The sequence below is a fragment of the Luteolibacter luteus genome, from assembly GCF_012913485.1.
Taxonomy (GTDB): domain Bacteria; phylum Verrucomicrobiota; class Verrucomicrobiia; order Verrucomicrobiales; family Akkermansiaceae; genus Haloferula; species Haloferula lutea.
This window is the reverse complement of the sequence record NZ_CP051774.1, coordinates 1542891-1562280: the sequence shown is the minus strand read 5'-3', so window position 1 is coordinate 1562280 and position 19390 is coordinate 1542891. Positions and strand designations below refer to the sequence as shown.

Here is a 19390-nt window from a genome sequence, read left to right as displayed (position 1 = left end):
GGTGCCATGCGCTCCTTTACCGATACCTTTATCAAGCACCCGGTGTTGGCCATTGTGGTCAACCTCGTGATCGTCCTCGTCGGCTGGCGGGCGATCGGCTCGCTGCCGGTGCAGCAGTATCCGAAGCTGGAAAGCTCCTCCGTGCTCGTCACGACGCTCTACTACGGGGCGAGTGCGGAAACGGTACGCGGCTTCCTCACCACGCCGATCGAGCGGGCGGTCTCGCAGATCGGCGGCGTCGACCATGTGGAATCCACCAGCCGTGCCGGCGTGAGCACGGTGACGGTGCGTCTTAAGCTGAATCACAACACCACGGCGGCACTTTCCGAGATCAATGCACGTCTCCAACAGGTCCGTGCGGAATTGCCAGCGGAAGCGGAGCCGCCGACGGTGGAGATCCAGCGCGCGGACCGGCCCTACGCGACCTTCTATCTGAGCTTCACTTCCTCGGAGCGAAGCGTCTCAGCGGTGACGGACTGGCTGGCGCGTTCGCTCCAGCCGCAATTCGCCACCCTTCCCGGCGTGCAGCGCGTGACCATCGAAGGCGGTCGCCAGATCGCAATGCGCGTGTGGATCGATCCGGAGCGTCTCGCGGAGATGAACCTGACACCGGGCGATGTCCATTCCGCGCTTCGTCGGAACAACTACCTCGCCGCGGTGGGACGTACGAAGGGCAATCTCGTCGAGATCAACCTGCTGGCGAATACCGACCTGCGCTCCACGGATGACTTCGAAAAGCTGATCGTCGTCGAGCGGAATGGATCGATCGTGCGCCTTAGCGATGTCGCGAAGGTCGAACTCGGCGCGGAAGAGCCGGATTACATCGCGAAGCACAGCGAAAAGGAGGGCGTGTATCTCGGCATCTGGCCTCTCGTCGGATCAAACGAGATCGATGTCGCGAATGCGCTCGAGAAAGAGATGGAGCGCATCAAGCCCACTCTGCCCCAGGACATCGAGATGCACCTGGCTTTTGATGGCACGATGTTCATGCGCGAGGCGCTGAAGGAAATCAGCAAGACGCTGGTGGAGACGATTCTGATCGTCGGTCTGGCTGTGTTCATTTTCATGGGCTCGATCCGCACGGCCTTGGTGCCGTTGATTGCGATGCCCATCTCGTTGATCGGCACCGCGGCGATCATGCTGGCCTGCGGCTTCAGCCTGAACCTGCTGACCATCCTTGCCATTGTACTCTCCGTCGGCCTCGTGGTGGACGACGCGATCGTGGTCGTCGAAAACGTAGAGCGTCACGTCCGCGAAGGGAAGTCGCGCATCCAGGCTGCCCTGATCGGAGCACGGGAGCTGAAGGGCCCGGTGGTCGCGATGACGATCACCTTGGCCGCGGTTTATGCGCCGATCGGTTTCCAAGGCGGTCTCACGGGATCCCTCTTCCTTGAGTTCGCGATCACACTGGCGGCAGCGGTGATCGTTTCGGGCTTCGTGGCGCTAACGCTTTCGCCGGTCATGAGCTCGCGCTTCATCCACTCGAAGGGTGAGGAAGGCAGGCTCACCCGCCTGGTGAACCATCTCTTCGACAAGGTGAAGGCGGTCTATGCGGTGCTGCTGGACGGTGCCCTGCAGATCCGCTGGGTGATCATGGGTGTGGCCGTGCTGATCATGCTCGCGGCGGTGCCGTTCTACATGTTCTCGGAAAGCGAACTGGCCCCGGTGGAAGACCAGAGCCACATCAGCCTCTTCCTCGATACTCCGCCGGATGCGACGATCGAGGCCGCCAACCGTGAATCTTTGGCGTTGGTTGAGAAGATCAAGACCTTCCCGGAAACGGATTACATGTGGTCGCTCACCGCAGGGTGGGGGGGCTTCGGTGGCATGGCCACGAAGGGCTGGAAAGATCGCACCCGCACGACCGAGGAAATGTATGGCGAGGTCTTCGGTGCCGTTTCGCAGGTGCCAGGCATCCGGGTCTTCCCGCGGCTTGATCCACCTCTGCCGACCTCGGGACAATACGATGTCGAACTGGTCTTGCAGACCGACGGCCCGGTGGAACCGATGATTCAGACGGCCTATGAAATCATCGGAGCGGGCTTCCAGAGCGGCAAGTTCCTCTACGTCGATACGGACCTGAAGATCGACCGCCCGGAAGCACGCGTGCAGATCGATCGCGAGAAGATTGCCGACCTCGGTCTGGATCTTGCGGGCGTGGGCCAGGAGTTGGGCACCTTGCTCGGCGGAGCCTACGTGAACCGCTTCAATTACTTCGACCGCAGCTACAAGGTGATCCCTCAGCTCGGCGACGATGATCGCGCAACGGTCGGCCCCTTGCTCGACCTGAAGATCAAGACTCCTGCCGGTGACCTCGTGCCCGTATCCACCTTCACCACCGTGGAGGCCACGACTTCACCGCGCACCCTGAACCGCTTCCAGCAGCGGAATTCCGTCAAGATCTTCGGCGGCGTCACGCCGGGTGTGACGAAAGAAGCGGGGCTCACCGTGCTGGAAGATGCAGCGAAGAAAGCGATCGGGCCGGACGTGACCATCGACTACGCTGGTGAATCCCGGCAAATCCGGAAGGAAGGCTCGGCGCTTGTCGTGACCCTCGGCTTTGCGGTGATGCTGATCTACCTCGTGCTCGCCGCGCAGTTCCACAGCTTCCGAGATCCCTTGATCATCCTGCTTGGCTCGGTGCCGCTTGCCATCTCCGGCGCGCTGGTCTTCACCTTCCTCGGCTTTACGACGATCAATATCTATTCGCAGGTTGGCCTCATCACCTTGGTGGGACTCATTGCGAAAAACGGCATCCTCATCGTGGAGTTCGCGAACGAACTTCAGGCGAAAGGCCTGGAGAAGGTCGCCGCTCTCCGTGAAGCAGCGCAGACCCGCTTGCGCCCCGTCTTGATGACCACTGCCGCGACGGTCTTCGGCCATGCCCCGCTGATCTTCGTCACCGGTGCCGGTGCCGAGTCCCGGAATAGTATCGGCATCGTGCTCGTCGCGGGTATGATCGTCGGAACCTTGTTCACCCTCTTCGTGGTGCCTGCCTTCTACTCCATCATCGCGGCGAAGCACGAGGCCGTGCCGGATATCGAGGTGGAGGAAGCCTTTGGTGGTCCTCACACGCCGGTGCCGACGCCGGCCTGAGGCAGGAATACCTTGGAGCTTCGGATCCGCGGCCTCGCTGGGGCCGCGGATCTTTCATGTCCGCGTGGATGATGCGCTTCCCCGAGGTCTGACCTTGACCCTCATGGCCAAACCTCTTCTCTGAAGATATGCGTCCCCTCATCATCATCTCGCTTCTCGTGGTCAGCCACGGAACCGTGATGTGGCTGGGGAGCCGGAGGGAGTCAGCGGCGAGACAAGCGCCTCCTTTATCTGTGCCTGGGGCCGCGGACGTTCGTCCGGTGACCGTGCATTCCCTCGTGCAGGCTGGTCGCGAGCTCTCGGCATGGCGGGAAACAGAGCAGGACGAGGATCCTGAAGCCCGGATTGAGGCGGCGGCGAAAAACCTTCCTGCGAATGCGGATCTCCGGGCCATCATCGAGGCCGCGATTTGGGATCCGGAGCAAGACTTGCCGGAGAAGGCCGCCGCCGCGATGCGGGCATGGTTGGAACGAGATGCCATGGCTGCTGTGCACTGGATCTCGGCGTTCCAGCGCGAGTATCAGAGCGAGCTCTTCGATGACAAACTGAAGCGTTATCTCAAAGCGGGAGGTACCCGGAGGCTGCAAGAGTTCATCGACGCAGAACCCCGGATCCGGGACTACCTGATCGGATGCGCGTCTTCTTCGTTTGGGCAGGACGGAGGCAATTCCATCCTGTTGCTAGCTGCTAGCCTCAAGTCTCCCCAAGACCGGCTTGATCTCATCAAGGGAAGTTATCGAAGGGGTGAGAGCTTGGCAGGGAATCTCGCCACCGTCAGATCCCTATTGGATGAAGGTGCCGCGATGGAGTTCCTCCGATACCTTGTGGATCCCGACCATGCCGGACTTTTGGGAGAAGTGCAGCGGGCAGGATTTCCGGAAAGCGCCGTTCGCCGCTTTGAGGAGGATTGTTCGAAAGAGCGCTGGGGAAAGGGCGGGGTAAATAGGAACAACATCGATGTGATGCTCAACAATCCCAACCGGCTCGGGCAGCCGGCGACTTGGGATTCTTTGGTTCGCTCCGCCACTTGGAATTCGCATGCACCTCGCACCAATGCGGACTTCCTGATCATTGTCGATGGGCCTATTGGCTTGGAGAATGTCAATGTAAGTTCAGCGAGCGGGAGCATCGACTTCCCTAGAGATCAGTTGTCTCCGGAACCCGTAGAAGGATCCGAGATTCCGCAGGAGTTGCTCGCGGAAATCGGAAACCAGCGCCTCCTGCTGGAGCAAGGTCGTCTGAGTCTTGTGGAGATGGTCGCGTGGCTCAAGAAGGTAGGAACCGCCGATGAGGAAATGGATCGGCGGGCCACAGTCATTGCCTTGGATACGGGAATGGATTCAGATCCGGTCGCTGCCTTGTCCTGGCTGAAGGAATGCCGGACGGACTGGCGTGATTTGATGGGCACTGTCGGTTGGCAGCGGCTCCCGCCAGAAGTTCTCATCGGCCTCTCCCCCGAGGTTTGGGAGAAGGGCTCATCCTTTGACAGGGATCTACAGTTGCGCTGCCTCCAGTGGTTAAAATCCGATCCTCAGGCTTATCTCGAGACGGTTGATCGGCTGTCAACGGGATTCGCCAAGGACCGCTTGTTCCGACTTGGAAAGGAGCGCGAAGAGTGAGGGCCAGGGCCGCAGCATGGACCGTCCTTTTGGTGGCTAGCCATGCCATCGCTTACTTCGCGATGCCTGTTTCCGAGCGACAAGAAATCGGTGATGTCGGAAGTCCGCTCTCCTCCGCGGAGTCAGGCAAGACTTCCAAATTTCGTGATCGGGGCGAAGTTAGCGAGGCCTCTTCCCATCAAGCTCTGCTGAACGAGCTTCTCGAGAGTGATCTCTCTTCGGAGGATTTTCAAGCCGCCCAGGAGGCGCTTCTCGCGGATTGGATCAAGCGGGATCTCCGTGGCGCACTGGAGCTATTCTTTCTTCCTGAATCCCCGCCGCGCTATCGGGAATTGGTTGAGGAATCCGATCTTCTCTCGAAAAAACTTGATGAAGAGATCTCCCGACAATCGGAGGCAGTGTGGGAGTGGATTCTCGGCGGCCGCTTCGGTTCGAGCAGGGCGGAGCTCACCAAGCTCTGGAACTCCGCCTTGGTCGCTCATGGCCAGCGGGACTTTGTTCTCGCCAGCTTGGGCCAAGGTTCACTCGATGGGCAGGCTCACGCTGCCACCCTTCTCTGCAAACGGGCGAATGCAGAAGAGCTGGACCGTATTCGTGAACTCCTCGACGCCCGTCTCATAGAACACAACGACCGGTCTGAAATCCTGGATGCCTACATAGCGCGCCGCATCGGGCTCGCGGGTGATGACGTGGCTCCAGTTTTCTCGAAGGAAGACGACCCGGAAATTCGCGAGGAGCTTTGCGGCCGATGGGTTTCCTCTGAACTCGACGGGCTTACCGCAAAAGAGATCGCGAGCCGTCTCGCTGCATGCCCCGGAGATTTGCTCGCGAATGCGGTGTCGCAGATCAATGCGAACTTTCCTGGCAGGATGAAGGACCTCGTCGAATTCGTAGAAGAGCTCTCAGGAAGGAATGCGTGGATTCAATCGGATGCCTCCGCCGTGAGAGATGCGATCGCTTCCCTCGTCCGCGAAAATTATACCGGCGCCGTGAATCCGTCGGAGGCGTTTTCGTCGCTTGCTGGTATCTCCGATCGCTCGTTGCGAGAGGAGGCATTGAAAGCTTTGGGCGAACAGTTCGCCGATGCCGGAGACGGTGCCGTCACGCTACAAGCCATTGCTTCCCTGCCGAACAATGCGAACAGGGGACAGATGATCACAGGATTTGTCTTGGGATTGGATGAAGACCTACCGGTGTTGAATGCAGCACTCGCCTTGATTCAGGATCCCGCGATACGGGATGGCCTCTTGGAGAAGCGGAGGGAAGACCAGAAGGCTTCCGATGAAAAACTCAGAATCTGGGCCAAAGAGTATGAAGCGGTGGATCAGAAGAAACTAGACGAAGCGGCCAAACAAGAGAGCACGCTTCCCGAGCTTGGCCCTTGATGCCGAATTTGGAGTCTCGACATCCGGGAATTGGACTGTCGGCTGCTTCAATCCATCAGCGGAAAATACGCTGTGCAAATTCGTAGAGCGCGTGTCCCCAGTGAGTCGCATCGTGGCCGAGGTCGTCGACGTGCCAGAGATGAGGCACCTTGTTCTGCTTCAGGTAGGCATGCACTCCTTGGCTGATGTTGATGAGGCCGTCCTTATTGCCACAGGTAAGCATGAGAAACTTCAGGTCTTTGATGGTTTTCTCGGGGTTGGGGACAAGTTCTCCGGGAGGCCTGGTGTTAGGCGCCGGGGAGAAGGCTCCGATCCATGCAAAGGTATCGAGATGCGTGAGGCCGAAATTGAGTGTTTGGCCGCCACCCATGGAGAGACCGGCGAGAGCGCGGTGCTCGCGGTCCGCATTCGTGCTATAGCGGGAGTCGATCGCCGGGATCACATCCTCCAAAAGGTCACGCTCGAAATTGGCGAAGGCGGGAGCGGCGGCATAGACATTGCCGGTAGGACGGTCGTCCTTTTGCGCTCGTCCATTCGGCATGACGACGATCATCGGCGTGGCTTTCTTCTCGCGGATCAGGTTGTCGAGAAGGGCGTCCACATTCACGAAGCGCTGCCACTCGGTCTCATCTCCGCCGATACCGTGGAGAAGGTAGAGGACCGGATACTTTTGGTCCGCAGAGTAGAGTGGCGGAGTATATACCTGCATCTTCCTCTTGGTGCCGACGACTTTCGATTCGTATTCGACCATCTCCAGCCGACCGCGGGGTTCGAGGTCTTGGCGTTTATTGTAACCCTCGGGAGGAGCCGGGTAGGCAGGCTTGTCATCCGGACCGAGCGTGATAGGGGCGTCGAGTTCTGCGGGACGTCTCGGGGCTTCCTGCGCCGTGCCACTGGTGGCAAGCGCGATCATCCCTGAGAGAAAGAGGCCGATGGTGAATTTCATGGGTTTGCTGCGAGCATCTCCGCTTTGCTTGGCAAGTCTTGGATGTTTGCGGCACCTGTCGGATTTTGACAACCGGGGAGGGTTAATGTGCTTGCGAGGGCCATGCCACGAAAGGTGAGCACCGAAACGTGAACATGGACAGAATGGCGCCTGCCTTCTAAAACGCCCGCGGGTGGTGGTACATCATCCGCTTAGGACTCCCGCTCATTGCCTCCGATTCCCGTGGCTTACTCTGCCGACCGATCAATTTCAGCCTCTCTCCGTCCCGTCGTCATCACTGGCGCTGGGATCACGACCTCCATGGGAGCGGACATGGCGCAGAATGCCGCCGGTTTCCGGGCGGGGCGCACGGCATTCCGGCCAGTAACGCTTTTTGATGTCACCCGGCAGCGGGTAGGCACGGCAGGAGAGATGGATCTCCCGGAAAGCCTGCCTGGCATCGGCCGCCGCGAGTGGTCGCGCATGGACCGCGGTACGCGGATGGCCTTGATTGCCGCGCGTGAGGCCCTGGCAATGGCCGGGCTTCCCGGAGGGCAGATGCCAGTGATGGTGGGCACTTCCGCCGCGGCGATGCCGGTGGGGGAACAATACTATCTCCAATCCGTGGAGGGGCGCTCCAAGCGTGGGCAATTCCTGCGCGTGCAGACTTACCAGCCGCAGTACCAGATGACGGCGATGATGCAGGCGCTGGACGTTCAAGGCCCGCTCCGCATTTTGTCGAATGCCTGCGCCTCCGGTGCGAATGCAATCGGCCATGCCTTTCAGCTCGTGAGCGAAGGCAAAGCGGATCGCGCGCTGGCTGGTGGCTACGATGCCTTGTGCCAGCTCGTTTTCGCGGGCTTCGATTCGCTGCAGGCCCTTTCTCCGTCCGGCATCCCGCGTCCCTTTGATGCCGCCCGCGATGGTCTGGCCATCGGTGAAGGCGCGGGTTTCGTGGTGGTGGAGTCCGAGGCGTCGGCGAAAGCCCGTGGTGCCAAGATCCTCGCCCGAGTGCTTTCCTACGCCGCCGCTACCGACATCCATCACCTCACGCAGCCGCATCCAGAAGGAGATGCCGCGCTCAATACAATGACGCGTGCCACCCGTGCCGCGGGACTTGCTCCAGAGCAGATCGACTACATCAACTCCCACGGCACCGGCACGCCGCTCAATGATGTGGCGGAGGCGAACGCCATCCTGCGATGGGCCGGTGATGCGACTTCTCGCATCCGTGTCTCCTCCACGAAGTCGGCGATCGGCCACTTGTTAGGAGGTGCTGGATCCGTGGAATCCGTGATCTGCCTCATCGCGCTTCAGGATCAGTTCCTGCCCGCCAGTTTGGGCGTGCGCGAACTCGATCCGGGGGTGAAATTCGATCTCGTCCAGCAGCCGCGCGAGGCACTTGTTAGAACCGTCCTGACCAACTCCTTCGGCTTCGGTGGGGCGAATGCCACACTCATTTTCCAAAAGGAGGACGCACAATGAGTCGCATCTCGATCACAGGCACTGGAGCGGTCAGTTCGGCAGGTTGGGGCGTGGAAGCTTTGATGGTTGCGCTGGAACGCGGCGTGCGTCCGGAAGCTTCCAGCTTGTCCCGCGAGCGCAAGAATGGCGACCTCGTGGTGACTCCGGTGCTGAAGGCCCCGGCCGCTCCACCGACCCTGCCGAAGAGCCCGCGGCTCCGGCGCGTTAGCCCGATCTCCAAGTTCTCCGTCGCCGCTGCGATCGAGGCGTTGGGAGAAGACCGCATCGCAAAGGTAGCTGCCGGCGAGCTGCGGCTTGGCGTGATCTGCACCTTGCTCAATGGCTGTGTGAACTACTCGAACCGCTTTTTCGGAGAAGTCCTGGCGGATCCTTCCGTCGCAAGCCCGATCCTTTTCCCTGAGACGGTCTTCAACGCGCCCTCCAGCCACCTCTCGGCGCTCTTCGGTTCGACCGCCCCGAACGACACCTTGTTAGGGGATGGGGCGGAAATATTCACCGGTTTGGAAATCGCTACCGAGTGGCTCTTGAGGGGCGACTGCGATGCCGTGCTCGTCGTCGCCGCAGAGGAACTCGACTGGCTGAGTGCGGAAGCGCTCGCGCTTTACTCGCGGAACATCACTCCCTCGGAAGGAGCGGCGGCGATTCTCCTGGAGATTGCTAGCGGCGGCCCGCAATTGCTTGCCGTCCCGGATCCTGTGGCGCTGCCGCCCGGGGCTGATCGAGCGATGGCGCTTCGCCAGGCATGCGGTGCGACGGGTGTGCGGGACGATGGGCGAACCCTTCTCTCGGACAGTCGTACGGGTGCTGCTCGATATGACCGCTCGGAAGACGACGCCCTTGCCGGATGGTCGGGACCTCAGCTCTCGCCGAAGAAGATCCTCGGCGAATCGTTCGCCGCCGCGGCGGGTTTACAACTCGTTGCCGCGGTCGAGTGGGTGAAGAGCGGAAAGGCGGATCAAGCTCTTGTGGCAGTGCTCGGAGGGAATGAACAGGCAGCCGCTTGTTTGATCGGGAGTGGCAGTTGAAAGAGATCCGCGGAATCTGCGAAAAGCGGAGCCGGAATGGGCGAAGGATGCGAAGAACTCTCTGTCGGGATCAGCGATCGGGGAGCCATCGAGCCTGTTAATTTCCCAGTTTTAACAGGCTTAACAGGCGAGGAAATCCGTCCCTCACGACACAAAAAAACGCCCCGTCGGCTATGGCACCGACAGGGCGGATCTTCTGGAAGAAGGAGGACGGCTAGGAGTTACTTCGCTTCGCGGTCCACGTCAGCTTCGTCTTCAAGGGCATCAGCCTTGCGCTCGCCTTCCTTGCGGATGGCATCGGCATTGTCCTCGGTGGCATCGGCGCGGGCTTCCGCGTCTTCCTTGCCGGCCTCGGAGGCGTTCTCGGCCTGCTTGCGGATGTTATCAGCGGCCTTCTCGTTGGCGTCGGCAGCGGCTTCAGCGTCCTTGCGGACGTTCTTGGCTTCCTTCTCCAGCATGTCGGCCTTGTGTTCCACGGCTTCCTCACGGGCCTCTTCCTGCGGCGAGTCACACGCAGTGAACAAGAAGCCGTAGGTAGCCGCAGCAATCATGGAAGTGATGAATGGTGCTTTCATGGTCGTTGTTTTAGGGTTGGCTTGCCCGAAAGGGCACGGTTTTCCAGTTTGCAGCCTTTGTGCCGTTCCGTTTTTCAAAGGGTTATGAAGAATCGCCGATCTGTTGGAGGGAGCGTTGCACGGTGAAAACGGGCGAAGTGCACGGTTTCCCCCTTGCTGGGAGAATAGAGCGCGAAGCTTGCCCCCAAGAGCCGGGTTTGTTCCCGTGGGGTCGGATGAAGCGGATGCCAACGGCAGAAGAGGTGGTGGCCATGCTCAGCGAAGAGGGGATTGTAGATCTGCCCGCGGATTTTCCTGTGGATGGCGACCTGTTTGCGGAGGGCATGGACTCCATGGCCGTGATGCAATTGATCGTCGTCGCGGAGGAACGCTTTGGTGCGATCATCGGACCCGAAGATGCAAGCCGTGAAAACCTGGCCACGCCTGAGGATCTCGCCCGTCTCATCGCCCTGAAATCGGGAGGTGCCGGATGACGGCGGATATCATCGTTCTCGGTGCCGGGAGCGCCGGTTTGGCTGCGGCGGTAACCGCTGCGCGGCAGGGAGCTCGGGTTTTGCTGCTAGAGCGCCATGGCTTCGCGGGAGGGATGGGAACGGCCTCGCTGGTCCACACCTTCTGCGGGCTCTACCAAATCGATGGGGAAGAACCGGTGCTGGCAAACCCAGGGTTTCCCGCGGAAATTGCGGAGCGGATGCTGCACGCCACTGGTGCTCGGGGACCAGTGAAAATGGGGCGCGTCTGGGTGTTGATGCAGCATCCGGTAGAATTTGTCCGCATCGCCGATGAGCTTTTGGCCGGGTCCGGGGTGGAGGTGCTTTTCCATGCCGAGGTCGTTTCCACAAGGAAGTCTCCGGAAGGCTGGAGCCTCGGGATTGCCAGCCGCGGTGGGCTCATTGAAGCCGCTTGCAAGGTGCTGATCGATACCAGTGGCGATGCGGTGCTGGCCGGCATGCTCGGAGGAGAGGCGGATCTGACGGAACCCGCCCGGCTACAGCGTCCCGCCTATGTCTTCGGCATCCAAGGCGTGACCGGGGGGGAATCCGGCTTGCAGCTCGCGGGGCGGATCGTGGGCGGTGTCCGGAACGGAGTTCTGCCAAAAGAAGCGCTCGGGCTGCACTTTCGTGCCAGCGGCCGGGTGGCCGAGAGCTTCGGCACCATCGACCTCTCCGGCACGGAGGAGGGCGACTACGATCCTTTGGATGCCGCATGCCTCACCCGCCTCGAGCGGAGTGGACGTGCGACCGCGGCCGTCGCGATTGATTTCCTGAAACGCGAGGCCCCCGGGTGGGAGGGAGCCTACATTTCCCACTGGCCGGTGAGAGCCGGAGTCCGGGAAAGCCGCCGCTGGAAAGGGCGGCACCTGCTCACTGGCGCGGAGGTCCTCTCCGGTGCCAGCCATCCCGATGACATCGCGCTCGCGACCTGGCCCTTGGAATTCCGCGAGACGAACCGCGGCCCGAAGCTGCGCTATCCCGAGAGCGAGCAGCCTGCGGGAATCCCCCTCGGCAGCCTGATTCCGATGGGCTTGGAGAATGTTTTTACTGCCGGTCGTTGCCTTTCCTGCGACCACGAGGCACAGGCGTCGATCCGTGTGATGGGCACCTGCTTCGCGACCGGTCAGGCTGCAGGGATGGCCGCCGCCCTCGCCGCGAAAGGGGAGTCCCCGGAAGAAGCACCGGCCGCACTGCGGAAGGCCTTTGGTTAGAAAGCCTTTGCGGCGCTTGGAAAAAGGGAGGATTCTTGGGTCGCTCCGCTGGGGAATGAAGTTGCCACCGCGAAACGATCGCTTCATCTTTCCGGCGATCCCGCGCGCGGAGCGTGGGGGAGTTGGCGTTAGATTATTCCCAAAAAATCGAGCGAGGTCAGGGCATTTCCGATGAATATTTTCCAGCGCCTCGCGTCGAAAAAGTTGCTGGGACCCGCCGAGTCCGGCTCTGCAGCCTCGGGAAATCCCGGGGAGGAGCCGGAGGACGAGGCTCTCGTGCTGCGCGCGAAAGCGGGCGACATGAAGGCATACGACACGCTCGTCACCCGGCATCGAGGAAGAATTTACGCCATGATCCGCAATATGGTCAAAAATGAGACGGACGCTTGGGACCTGTCCCAAGAGGTCTTCATCAAGGCGTGGCAGGCCCTGCCACGCTTCGAGGTGAAGGCCCGTTTCACGACTTGGCTCTACCGGATCGCGCACAATACGGTCTATGATTTCACCCGCCGCCGGCGTCCGGAAGGCGGGGACGAACTGAATGATGAACTTTTAAACCGCGACCGGATCGACCCGGCGGCGGTTTCAGCCCCCAGCGAATCCCGCAGTCCCGACGAGGCCCTGGTGGGAGACGAACTCCGTGTGAAAATCGAATCCGCCCTCGCCAAGCTTTCTCCCGAACATCGGGAGGCAGTGGTCTTGAAAGACGTGCAGGGTTTGGCGTATAAAGAGATCGCCGAGGTGATGAGCTGCTCCATCGGCACGGTGATGAGCCGTCTCTTCTACGCCCGCCAAAAACTCCAATCCCTTCTCAAGGATGAATACGATGCCCGATGAAGAAATGCTGGCCCTGTGGGTGGAGGACGAGCTGACCGGCGAGTCCGCTGCCGCGGTGAACGCGTGGGCTAGCGCCCAGCCCGAGTGGTTGGCGCGTCGTGAGGAGGCGCGGGAGATCAAGGCCTTGCTACGCGGTAATTTGCCTGCCGTGGAAGAGCCCCCGTACGCGGATTTCTTCAATTCCCGGATTTCCCGGGAGATAGCCCGTGAGTCTGTGGCCGCGGTAGCTGCCGCCCCGGCGAAAAAGTCATTGGGCAGCTTCTGGCGATTCTTCCTGCCTGCCACGGCTGTGGCGGGGATGGCTTTCTGTTTCTGGGCGGGCACCCGGATGGTGCCGGCTGAACTCCCGTCGCTGGTAAGTGATCCCGCCCCGATGCCGGTTCTTTATACGCCGGAGCAGGGAGTCACGGCTGCTTATTTCAATTCCAGCCCGGCTCATGCCGAGGTCATCGTCCTGAACGGCGTGGCGGCGATCCCGGATAGCTTCGAGGTTCCCGAAACGGCGGCTGTGGAAGAGCCGGCACCCGCCACCGCGGACATCGAGCACCAGCGGTGATGAATAGGCGTCAGGCGATTTTCTGGATCTCCCTGCTGGGGGTAGGTGTGGCTTCGGCCCAGACTGATCCCGGCAAGGATGTCATCGGAACCGTCACCGTGGTGGTTTACTACGGGACAAATGGCGAGGCCTCGGCTGCGGGTCCGCGTGCCAAGGAGATTGCCTCCGACACATCGGCCCGCCTTTCCAAGGACGAGCGCCTGCGATTCTCGAAATACAGGGAGCTCGGGCGGGACATGATGCCGCTCTACCGAACTTACGAGAACTGGGCGAAGCCGCTGGCACCGAGCAACGAAGTGCTCCTACGTTTCGAGGCCCAGAGCCATCTGTCGACAGAGCTGATGCGGATGGATGTGGAACTCTGGATCGCCCAGAAGAAGATTCTGAAGACGGATGCCGCGATGACGCCGGACAAGCCGCTACTGGTGCTTGGGCCTGAATGGCGCGGCGGACGTCTGATCATTTCGGTGGAGCTCAAACCGGGCAAACCGAAGTCGAAGGACGAAAAGTAAAAGGCTTGGCTACCTTTGAGGCGCGCCCTTGCGGACGGAGGAAGCGCGTGTTAACCCCTGCGGCGGATGGGAACTGCCGACCGGGATTACTTTCGTGATGAAGAAGCGCGCTACACCGCAGGGGGGCGTCCGCCTTTGCCGCCGGTCACCAAGTTCCTGTTGATCGCGAATATCGCGATCTTCTTGATCGACCTGCTGACCCGGAAGGATGGCCGGACTTTCGGGATCATTAACCAGCAGTTTTGTTTCACCATTGAGAGTGCCTTCAAGGAGGGAAGGATCTGGGAACTCGTCACCTTCCAGTTCCTTCACTACGGCTTGCTGCATATCGCCTTCAATTGCGTGGCGCTCTTTTTCTTTGGTCCTTGGGTGGAGCGTTGGTGGGGGACCGGTCGTTTCATTGCCTTCTATCTGCTTTGCGGTGTCGCGGGAGCACTGTTCTTTACCTTGCTTGCCTTGGTCGGGATTCTTCCCGATTCCACGGACTCGCCTTTGGTAGGCGCTTCCGCCGGGATTTACGGGCTGATGATTGGCACCGCGGTGATTTCCCCGAATGCGATGGTGAGTTTGCTCATCCCGCCGGTGACGCTCTCGATGCGGACCTTTGCCTGGTGCGTGATTGGCTTGGCGGTGGCAGTCATCGTGGGCGACGTCGTGATTGGCGGGTCCTTCTTCCGGAATAGCGGTGGTGAGGCCGGTCACTTGGGTGGAGCCATTCTCGGTTTCATCCTGATGCGCTTTCCGTTCCTGCTGCGGAAGGGTTCGGCGTCGAAAGTCATTCGCCCGAAGGAATTCCGCCGGAAGTCCGCGCCCAAGCTTCGCCCTCGTTCCGAGGTCGATGTGTCGTCGTCCGAGGTGGATCGTATTCTCGACAAGATCGGCCGTGAAGGCATTCAGAGCCTGACGGAACGCGAACGCGAGATTCTCCAAAAAGCCTCCAAGTCCAAAGACGAGCTATGACCGATGCCGAAATGATCAGCCTTTCCGAGCCCGGCCGCCAATTGGAACGGCTGCGGGCGATCATGCACCGGCTTCGCGCACCGGGCGGTTGTCCTTGGGATGCGGAGCAGACCCACGGGAGCCTGGTGACGAACTTGATCGAGGAAGCCTATGAGACCGTGGATGCGATCCAGCGCTGCGACATGGAGCATTTGAAGGAGGAACTCGGTGACCTGCTGCTACAGGTCGTGTTTCACAGCGAATTGGCCGAGGAGTCCGGTCGTTTCAACCTCGACGAGGTGGCGAAGGGGGTCTCGGACAAGCTGGTCCGCCGCCATCCTCATGTGTTTTCCGGTGCTGCCGCAAATACGTCGGATGCCGTACTTCAGCAGTGGGACGAGATCAAACGCGAGGAGAAGGGCACCAGCGAGGAGGCCTATCTCCATGGGGTTGGCAAAGGCCTGCCGTCCTTGCTGCGTGCTTCGAAGCTTCAAAAGAAGGCGGCGAAGGTCGGTTTTGATTGGCCGACACAGTGCGGGGTGCTCGCGAAGATCCGCGAGGAAGTGCAGGAGCTTGAAGCGGCGGTGGACGAACAGGATCTCGCGGCCGTGGATGAGGAGCTCGGTGATCTTTTGTTCTCGGTGGTGAACTTGGCTCGTTTCCGGAAGCTGGATCCCGAGGTGGTTCTCGCTGCCGCCAATGACAAATTTGAACGCCGCTTCGATGAAATGGAGCGGCGCTTGAAGAAGCAGGGGATGACCTTGGAAGAGGCGACGCCGCACCAGATGGATGAAGCTTGGGAGGCGGCAAAGAAGAAGGCATGAAGCAAGGCAGTGGGATGGCGTTTCCGTTCTTTCGGATCCATGAATGGCATGTCGCCTCTGCTGCGTAGTGTCCGGATGCGGCTCTCCCTCCTCGCTCTTCTGTTCCTTTCTAGCCCTCTGGTTGCGGCCACGATCGAGGTTCGTGATGCGGCTGCCTTGAGGGATGTCCTTCCGAGGCTGACGGAAGGGGATATCCTCAGGATCGCCCCGGGAGAGTATCCGGGGGGAAGCTCCGTTTCGAATATACCTGACCTCACCGTCGAGGCGCTCGATCCGGAAAAGCCCCCTCATTTCGAGGGAGGCACGCAAGCTTGGCACTTCAGCCGTTGTCCCGGTTTGAAGCTCCGTCATCTCAGGTGCAGCGGGCAGAGCGCGAATGGCATCAATCTCGACGATGGAGGGCAGCGCGACAATCCTGTCGCCGGCGTTCTTCTCGAACATCTTTCGGTGTCTGACATCGGACCCAAGGGGAACTTCGATGGCATCAAGTGTTCGGGGCTCAAGGATCTCCGCATCAGCCATTGTGAGATCTCAGGTTGGGGCGGCCAAGCGATCGATTTCGTAGGTTGTAGTGATGCGGTGATCAGCGATTGCAAGATCACCGGGAAGGAGGGTTTCTCCCAGCACACCGGCCCGCAGTTCAAAGGCGGATGTAGGAACATCACCATCGAGCGATGCACCCTGATCAATGCCGGGGAACGGCCGATCCAAGCGGGAGGCTCCACTGGGGCGGACTACTTCCGGCCTGCGGGTGCGAATTATGAAGCGAAGGATATCATGATTCGCGACAACCGGATCGAAGGCGGCACCTGTGCTTGTGCGTTCACCGGCGTGCGCGGTGCGGAATTCACGGGTAATACGATTGTAAGACCCGTGAAGTGGATCTTCCGGATCCTGCAGGAGACCACGACCAAGGGCTTCCTTGTCTGCGGGGATGTGAAGATTTCTGGAAACACGATCACTTTTCGTCGGGAGCAAGTCGGCTCCGAGATTAACATCGGGGCTGGAGCCGATCCTGGGTCCTTTGTTTTTTTCGGGAATAAATGGCTCGCCGAAGATCGCCCCCAGGACTCGAAACCAACGCTTCCATCGCCAGAGAAGGATGGAGTCTATGGAGCGAAGCCTGAATGACTTGGCTGCCCGTAGCGACCTGCGGACGCCCTCTGTAGAGCGCCGGGCTTGCGCGGCGCGGCCGGAGAGGCCATTAGTCAGGCGATGAAAGTCCTGATGTTCTGGTGCCTGGCACTCTGTGCGTCCCTCTCGGCGGCGCCGTTGACCTTCGACGAAACGACGAAAGAGATCACCGTAGGCGTGGATGAGAAGTCGGTGGCGGCGGACTTCAATTTCAAGAACGAGTCGGACCAAACCGTGGAAATTCTCCGGGCCGATGCCGGCTGCACCTGCATTCAGGCGGGCATCAAGGGCGGCCTGACCTACAAGCCGGGCCAGAGCGGCCTGATCCGGTTTTCCTACGACCTCGGCGACGTGGTGGGCACCGTCGACAAGCCGCTTCATGTTTTCCTGAAAGGGGATCCGGAAACCCAGCCCTCGATCACGCTAAACATTCGTGTGAAGGTTCCGGAACTCGTGGTTGTGGAGCCGAAGTCCCTCTTTTGGGAAGTGGGTGAGGAAGCGAAGCCAAAGACGGTGACGGTGACCATGAAGGATGAGAAGCCGATCAAGATCACTACCATCTCCGGTGCCGATACTCGCTTCAAGCAAGAGCTCAAGACCGTCGAGGAAGGGAAAAAATACGAGGTCGTCATCACTCCCGTGAGCACCAGCAACGTCGCGATGGGCGTGGTTCATCTTGAGACGGACCATGGTTCCCGCCGCTATCGGACCCAGCGGGTCTTCATGGTCGTGAAGAATCCCGTGAAGCCGGCAGCAGCCACGGCAGGCAAGCCATGAGAACGGTTACGGAACTCGCGCTGGTTCTTGTCTTGTCATCGCTTGGTGCGGTGGCGACATGGAAGATCGCGGGTCCGCCGGACCGGACGGTGAATGTAACGTGCGACCCTGCGCAGATTGGCCCGGAGGAGATTTGCCTGGCTACCGTGCAAGCGGAGTGGAAGGACGTGCTTTGGATCGATGCGCGCCCGGAAGCCGAGTGGAAGCGGGATGGAATTCCAGGTTCCATCCATCTTACCACGGTTGGTGGCGGAAGTTTCGAGGAACAATTGGAAGCTTCCATCGAGCGCCTTGGTAGTGCCCAGCGCGCGGTGGTTTATTGCGGGGACGTCGGCTGCGGCATCAGCAAGGAAGTGGTGAAACGCTTGCGGGAATACGGCATGCCCCCCGAAGTGAAGGCGCTCCACGGTGGCTCGGCAGCCTTGCAGGCTGCCGGGATGCTCAAGAGTTCCAATTCAGGGAACTGATATTCATCAGCTCCAAATACGGCTTTTGTGGATCTTCGGTGTAGTTCCACTGCACCGTGATCGTGGCCCGCATGCGGACCCCCCAACGGAGCGACGAATTCGGATCTCCGACCATTTGGGCGAAGCGCGAACCCGAGGAAACGTAGGCACGGGTGATCTCCTTCCCGAACATGCTCGGCAGTAGCTTGAAGGTGATCTTCCTGTCGGCACCGGGAACTTGATCGTCATGGCAGACCGAGAGGGGATCCAGGATGACGTGGAAGGTGACGGGATCACTCTTGTTCGGCTCCTTGGCGAAAGCCGAGAGTCGGCCGCCGGCAAGATCAAGGAAGGCGGGCAGGAAGACCTTCGGGGCTTGTTCCCCGCGTTGCCGGACCACGATCGTGAAGTCCACATTGCGCCCGCTCTGCAGGAAGAAGGAGACGCGGTACGGGTAGTCGGTGAATTGTTCGACGGCATCCCGCTGCGGAAGGTCCGGAAGGATCCGGGCAATTTCCGGGAGCGGGCTTTTGAGCAGCGTGGCTGCCAGCTCTTCTTCGGTGGCGGCGGGCTCGACCAATCCGACACGGGAAGCTGCGTCCTTCGCATTCAGGAAGCTGTCCAAGACATTGTTGGCGAGGACAGCAGGAGATTCCTTCTCGCTGGCTTCAGGCGAGGGGATGGAATCGTCCGCCGTGACACTCTGCGGAGCCTGCAAGGGTGCCGTGGTAGTTTTTTCTGGAGCGGGCGGGGTGGGCGGACTTTCCGGAGAGGCGGCAGCGGTCTTCGGAGGAGGGTTCGCGAGAGGCTTGGATGCCTCCTTGAGCTTTTTTCCTGGGCCCGTCGGGAGGAAAAAATAGAGGAGCAGGTAGCTGAGTGTCGTCGCCACCGCACAGAACGCGGCGGCTCCCGAGGCCCGGAGGACTCGGCTGGTCCCCGGGGTGCTTGGAGAAGTGTAGGCCTGCTCAGACCGGCGCATCGTCTCGTCCCCGGTGCTGTGTTTTGGCGAGATCGGAGAAGCCGCGGATTTCTCCCGCCTGTTCCTCGGCTCGGGCTTGATCCGGTGTCCTTCCGGAACTGGGACCGGGGAGACTTCGACTAGCACCGGTTCGTCGTTTGCGGGCACCGGAGGGTGCGCCGGAACGCTTGGCGGAGGCGCTTCGGAAGCGGCGAGGGGTAACTCCTGCTGGGTGGGCAGGGCAAGCGGTGCGATAGCCGCAGCCTGACCGGACAGCGGTTGGGAGGGGGCTTGGATAGCTTGAGGTGCGACCTCTACAGGCACTGGCTCCGGTTCGGGGGCTGACGCGAGGGCCGGGGCTGTGATGCTTTGCTTGCAACTAGGGCAAGGGCCCGTGACGCCAGCCAGTTTTGCGGGAACCGTCAGCCGGGTGCTACAATGAGGGCAACTGAAGGAGAGGGTTTCCGGCAGGGGCATTACAAGGGGAGGCTTTTCAGGACGCGGACGCTATCGGAACGGTAGGGTGAGGTAAAGTGAACATCGGAACTCGTCACCGGGGTAAACGAAAAAGGCGGACCCGCAGGCCCGCCTT

The 19390-nt window shown here is 60.6% G+C and carries 18 protein-coding genes; 15 read left to right on the top strand and 3 right to left on the bottom strand.

The genetic code is table 11. The features are described 5' to 3' along the window. Window positions 1-6: 6 nt before the first annotated feature. The 3 genes from HHL09_RS06460 to HHL09_RS06450 all read left to right on the top strand — a co-directional run bounded on the left by HHL09_RS06460 (window position 7) and on the right by HHL09_RS06450 (window position 6100). The gene (locus tag HHL09_RS06460) at window positions 7-3096 is read left to right on the top strand and encodes an efflux RND transporter permease subunit (RefSeq protein WP_169453750.1); all 3090 of its coding nucleotides are present in this window, start codon (window positions 7-9) and stop codon (window positions 3094-3096) included. 260 nt (window positions 3097-3356) lie between these two features. Continuing rightward, window positions 3357-4715 carry a hypothetical protein gene (locus tag HHL09_RS06455; RefSeq protein ID WP_169453749.1) on the top strand — a complete coding sequence of 453 codons (1359 nt, stop codon included), beginning with the start codon at window positions 3357-3359 and terminating at the stop codon, window positions 4713-4715. Between the two features lie 32 nt (window positions 4716-4747). Beyond that, window positions 4748-6100, top strand: coding sequence for a hypothetical protein (locus HHL09_RS06450; protein WP_169453748.1), 1353 nt, complete (start codon window positions 4748-4750; stop codon window positions 6098-6100). Window positions 6101-6155: 55 nt separating this feature from the next. Here HHL09_RS06450 and HHL09_RS06445 read toward each other — a convergent pair whose 3' ends face one another. Further along, window positions 6156-7046: an alpha/beta hydrolase gene (locus tag HHL09_RS06445; protein ID WP_169453747.1), complete on the bottom strand. Its 891-nt coding sequence runs from the start codon at window positions 7044-7046 to the stop codon at window positions 6156-6158. Between the two features lie 222 nt (window positions 7047-7268). Here HHL09_RS06445 and HHL09_RS06440 point away from each other — a divergent pair, with 222 nt between their 5' ends. Both HHL09_RS06440 and HHL09_RS06435 read left to right on the top strand, forming a co-directional pair. After that, window positions 7269-8510: a beta-ketoacyl-[acyl-carrier-protein] synthase family protein gene (locus HHL09_RS06440; protein WP_240963743.1), complete on the top strand. Its 1242-nt coding sequence runs from the start codon at window positions 7269-7271 to the stop codon at window positions 8508-8510. After that, a complete protein-coding gene (locus HHL09_RS06435) occupies window positions 8507-9535 on the top strand; it encodes a beta-ketoacyl synthase N-terminal-like domain-containing protein (RefSeq protein WP_169453746.1) in 1029 nt (342 codons plus the stop codon). The genes HHL09_RS06440 and HHL09_RS06435 overlap by 4 nt, the downstream gene beginning before the upstream one ends. 221 nt (window positions 9536-9756) lie before the next feature. On the opposite strand, the gene HHL09_RS06430 is transcribed toward HHL09_RS06435, so the two are convergent. Beyond that, the gene (locus HHL09_RS06430) at window positions 9757-10110 is read right to left on the bottom strand and encodes a hypothetical protein (RefSeq protein ID WP_205760987.1); all 354 of its coding nucleotides are present in this window, start codon (window positions 10108-10110) and stop codon (window positions 9757-9759) included. Window positions 10111-10325: 215 nt separating this feature from the next. Between HHL09_RS06430 and HHL09_RS06425 the strand changes: the two genes are divergently transcribed. The 10 genes from HHL09_RS06425 to HHL09_RS06380 all read left to right on the top strand — a co-directional run bounded on the left by HHL09_RS06425 (window position 10326) and on the right by HHL09_RS06380 (window position 17861). Then, entirely contained in the window at window positions 10326-10583 is a 258-nt protein-coding gene (locus HHL09_RS06425) for an acyl carrier protein (protein WP_169453745.1), read from the top strand. Then, a complete protein-coding gene (locus HHL09_RS06420) occupies window positions 10580-11815 on the top strand; it encodes an FAD-dependent oxidoreductase (protein ID WP_169453744.1) in 1236 nt (411 codons plus the stop codon). The genes HHL09_RS06425 and HHL09_RS06420 overlap by 4 nt, the downstream gene beginning before the upstream one ends. Window positions 11816-11986: 171 nt before the next feature. Continuing rightward, window positions 11987-12652 carry an RNA polymerase sigma factor gene (locus HHL09_RS06415; RefSeq protein WP_169453743.1) on the top strand — a complete coding sequence of 222 codons (666 nt, stop codon included), beginning with the start codon at window positions 11987-11989 and terminating at the stop codon, window positions 12650-12652. Then, complete coding sequence (locus HHL09_RS06410) at window positions 12633-13208, top strand: hypothetical protein (RefSeq protein ID WP_169453742.1); 576 nt, start codon at window positions 12633-12635, stop codon at window positions 13206-13208. The genes HHL09_RS06415 and HHL09_RS06410 overlap by 20 nt, the downstream gene beginning before the upstream one ends. Then, on the top strand, window positions 13208-13720 hold the full coding sequence (locus HHL09_RS06405) for a hypothetical protein (protein WP_169453741.1): 513 nt from the start codon (window positions 13208-13210) through the stop codon (window positions 13718-13720). Before HHL09_RS06410 ends, HHL09_RS06405 begins: the two co-directional genes overlap by 1 nt. 66 nt (window positions 13721-13786) lie before the next feature. Next, window positions 13787-14680, top strand: a complete 894-nt coding sequence (locus HHL09_RS06400) for a rhomboid family intramembrane serine protease (RefSeq protein ID WP_169453740.1) — start codon at window positions 13787-13789, stop codon at window positions 14678-14680. After that, window positions 14677-15483, top strand: coding sequence for a nucleoside triphosphate pyrophosphohydrolase (mazG, locus tag HHL09_RS06395; RefSeq protein WP_169453739.1), 807 nt, complete (start codon window positions 14677-14679; stop codon window positions 15481-15483). Before HHL09_RS06400 ends, mazG begins: the two co-directional genes overlap by 4 nt. A 48-nt stretch (window positions 15484-15531) precedes the next feature. After that, window positions 15532-16614, top strand: coding sequence for a right-handed parallel beta-helix repeat-containing protein (locus tag HHL09_RS06390; protein ID WP_169453738.1), 1083 nt, complete (start codon window positions 15532-15534; stop codon window positions 16612-16614). Window positions 16615-16698: 84 nt separating this feature from the next. After that, window positions 16699-17394 carry a DUF1573 domain-containing protein gene (locus tag HHL09_RS06385; protein WP_169453737.1) on the top strand — a complete coding sequence of 232 codons (696 nt, stop codon included), beginning with the start codon at window positions 16699-16701 and terminating at the stop codon, window positions 17392-17394. After that, window positions 17391-17861, top strand: a complete 471-nt coding sequence (locus HHL09_RS06380; protein ID WP_169453736.1) for a rhodanese-like domain-containing protein — start codon at window positions 17391-17393, stop codon at window positions 17859-17861. Before HHL09_RS06385 ends, HHL09_RS06380 begins: the two co-directional genes overlap by 4 nt. Here HHL09_RS06380 and HHL09_RS06375 read toward each other — a convergent pair. Further along, entirely contained in the window at window positions 17836-18729 is an 894-nt protein-coding gene (locus tag HHL09_RS06375) for a hypothetical protein (RefSeq protein WP_169453735.1), read from the bottom strand. The two genes, HHL09_RS06380 and HHL09_RS06375, sit on opposite strands and share 26 nt — an antisense overlap. Between the last annotated feature and the right edge of the window lie 661 nt (window positions 18730-19390).

What these genes read in the sequence shown, in the direction of transcription:
- HHL09_RS06435 (WP_169453746.1), top strand. Translation starts at nt 8,507, where the DNA reads ATGAGTCGCATCTCGATCACAGGCACTGGAGCGGTCAGTTCGGCAGGT.
- HHL09_RS06415 (WP_169453743.1), top strand. Translation starts at nt 11,987, where the DNA reads ATGAATATTTTCCAGCGCCTCGCGTCGAAAAAGTTGCTGGGACCCGCC.
- HHL09_RS06460 (WP_169453750.1), top strand. Translation starts at nt 7, where the DNA reads ATGCGCTCCTTTACCGATACCTTTATCAAGCACCCGGTGTTGGCCATT.
- HHL09_RS06405 (WP_169453741.1), top strand. Translation starts at nt 13,208, where the DNA reads ATGAATAGGCGTCAGGCGATTTTCTGGATCTCCCTGCTGGGGGTAGGT.
- HHL09_RS06380 (WP_169453736.1), top strand. Translation starts at nt 17,391, where the DNA reads ATGAGAACGGTTACGGAACTCGCGCTGGTTCTTGTCTTGTCATCGCTT.
- HHL09_RS06430 (WP_205760987.1), bottom strand. Translation starts at nt 10,110, where the DNA reads ATGAAAGCACCATTCATCACTTCCATGATTGCTGCGGCTACCTACGGC.
- HHL09_RS06425 (WP_169453745.1), top strand. Translation starts at nt 10,326, where the DNA reads ATGAAGCGGATGCCAACGGCAGAAGAGGTGGTGGCCATGCTCAGCGAA.
- HHL09_RS06385 (WP_169453737.1), top strand. Translation starts at nt 16,699, where the DNA reads ATGAAAGTCCTGATGTTCTGGTGCCTGGCACTCTGTGCGTCCCTCTCG.
- HHL09_RS06445 (WP_169453747.1), bottom strand. Translation starts at nt 7,046, where the DNA reads ATGAAATTCACCATCGGCCTCTTTCTCTCAGGGATGATCGCGCTTGCC.
- HHL09_RS06400 (WP_169453740.1), top strand. Translation starts at nt 13,787, where the DNA reads ATGGGAACTGCCGACCGGGATTACTTTCGTGATGAAGAAGCGCGCTAC.
- HHL09_RS06390 (WP_169453738.1), top strand. Translation starts at nt 15,532, where the DNA reads ATGTCGCCTCTGCTGCGTAGTGTCCGGATGCGGCTCTCCCTCCTCGCT.
- HHL09_RS06410 (WP_169453742.1), top strand. Translation starts at nt 12,633, where the DNA reads ATGAATACGATGCCCGATGAAGAAATGCTGGCCCTGTGGGTGGAGGAC.
- mazG (WP_169453739.1), top strand. Translation starts at nt 14,677, where the DNA reads ATGACCGATGCCGAAATGATCAGCCTTTCCGAGCCCGGCCGCCAATTG.
- HHL09_RS06420 (WP_169453744.1), top strand. Translation starts at nt 10,580, where the DNA reads ATGACGGCGGATATCATCGTTCTCGGTGCCGGGAGCGCCGGTTTGGCT.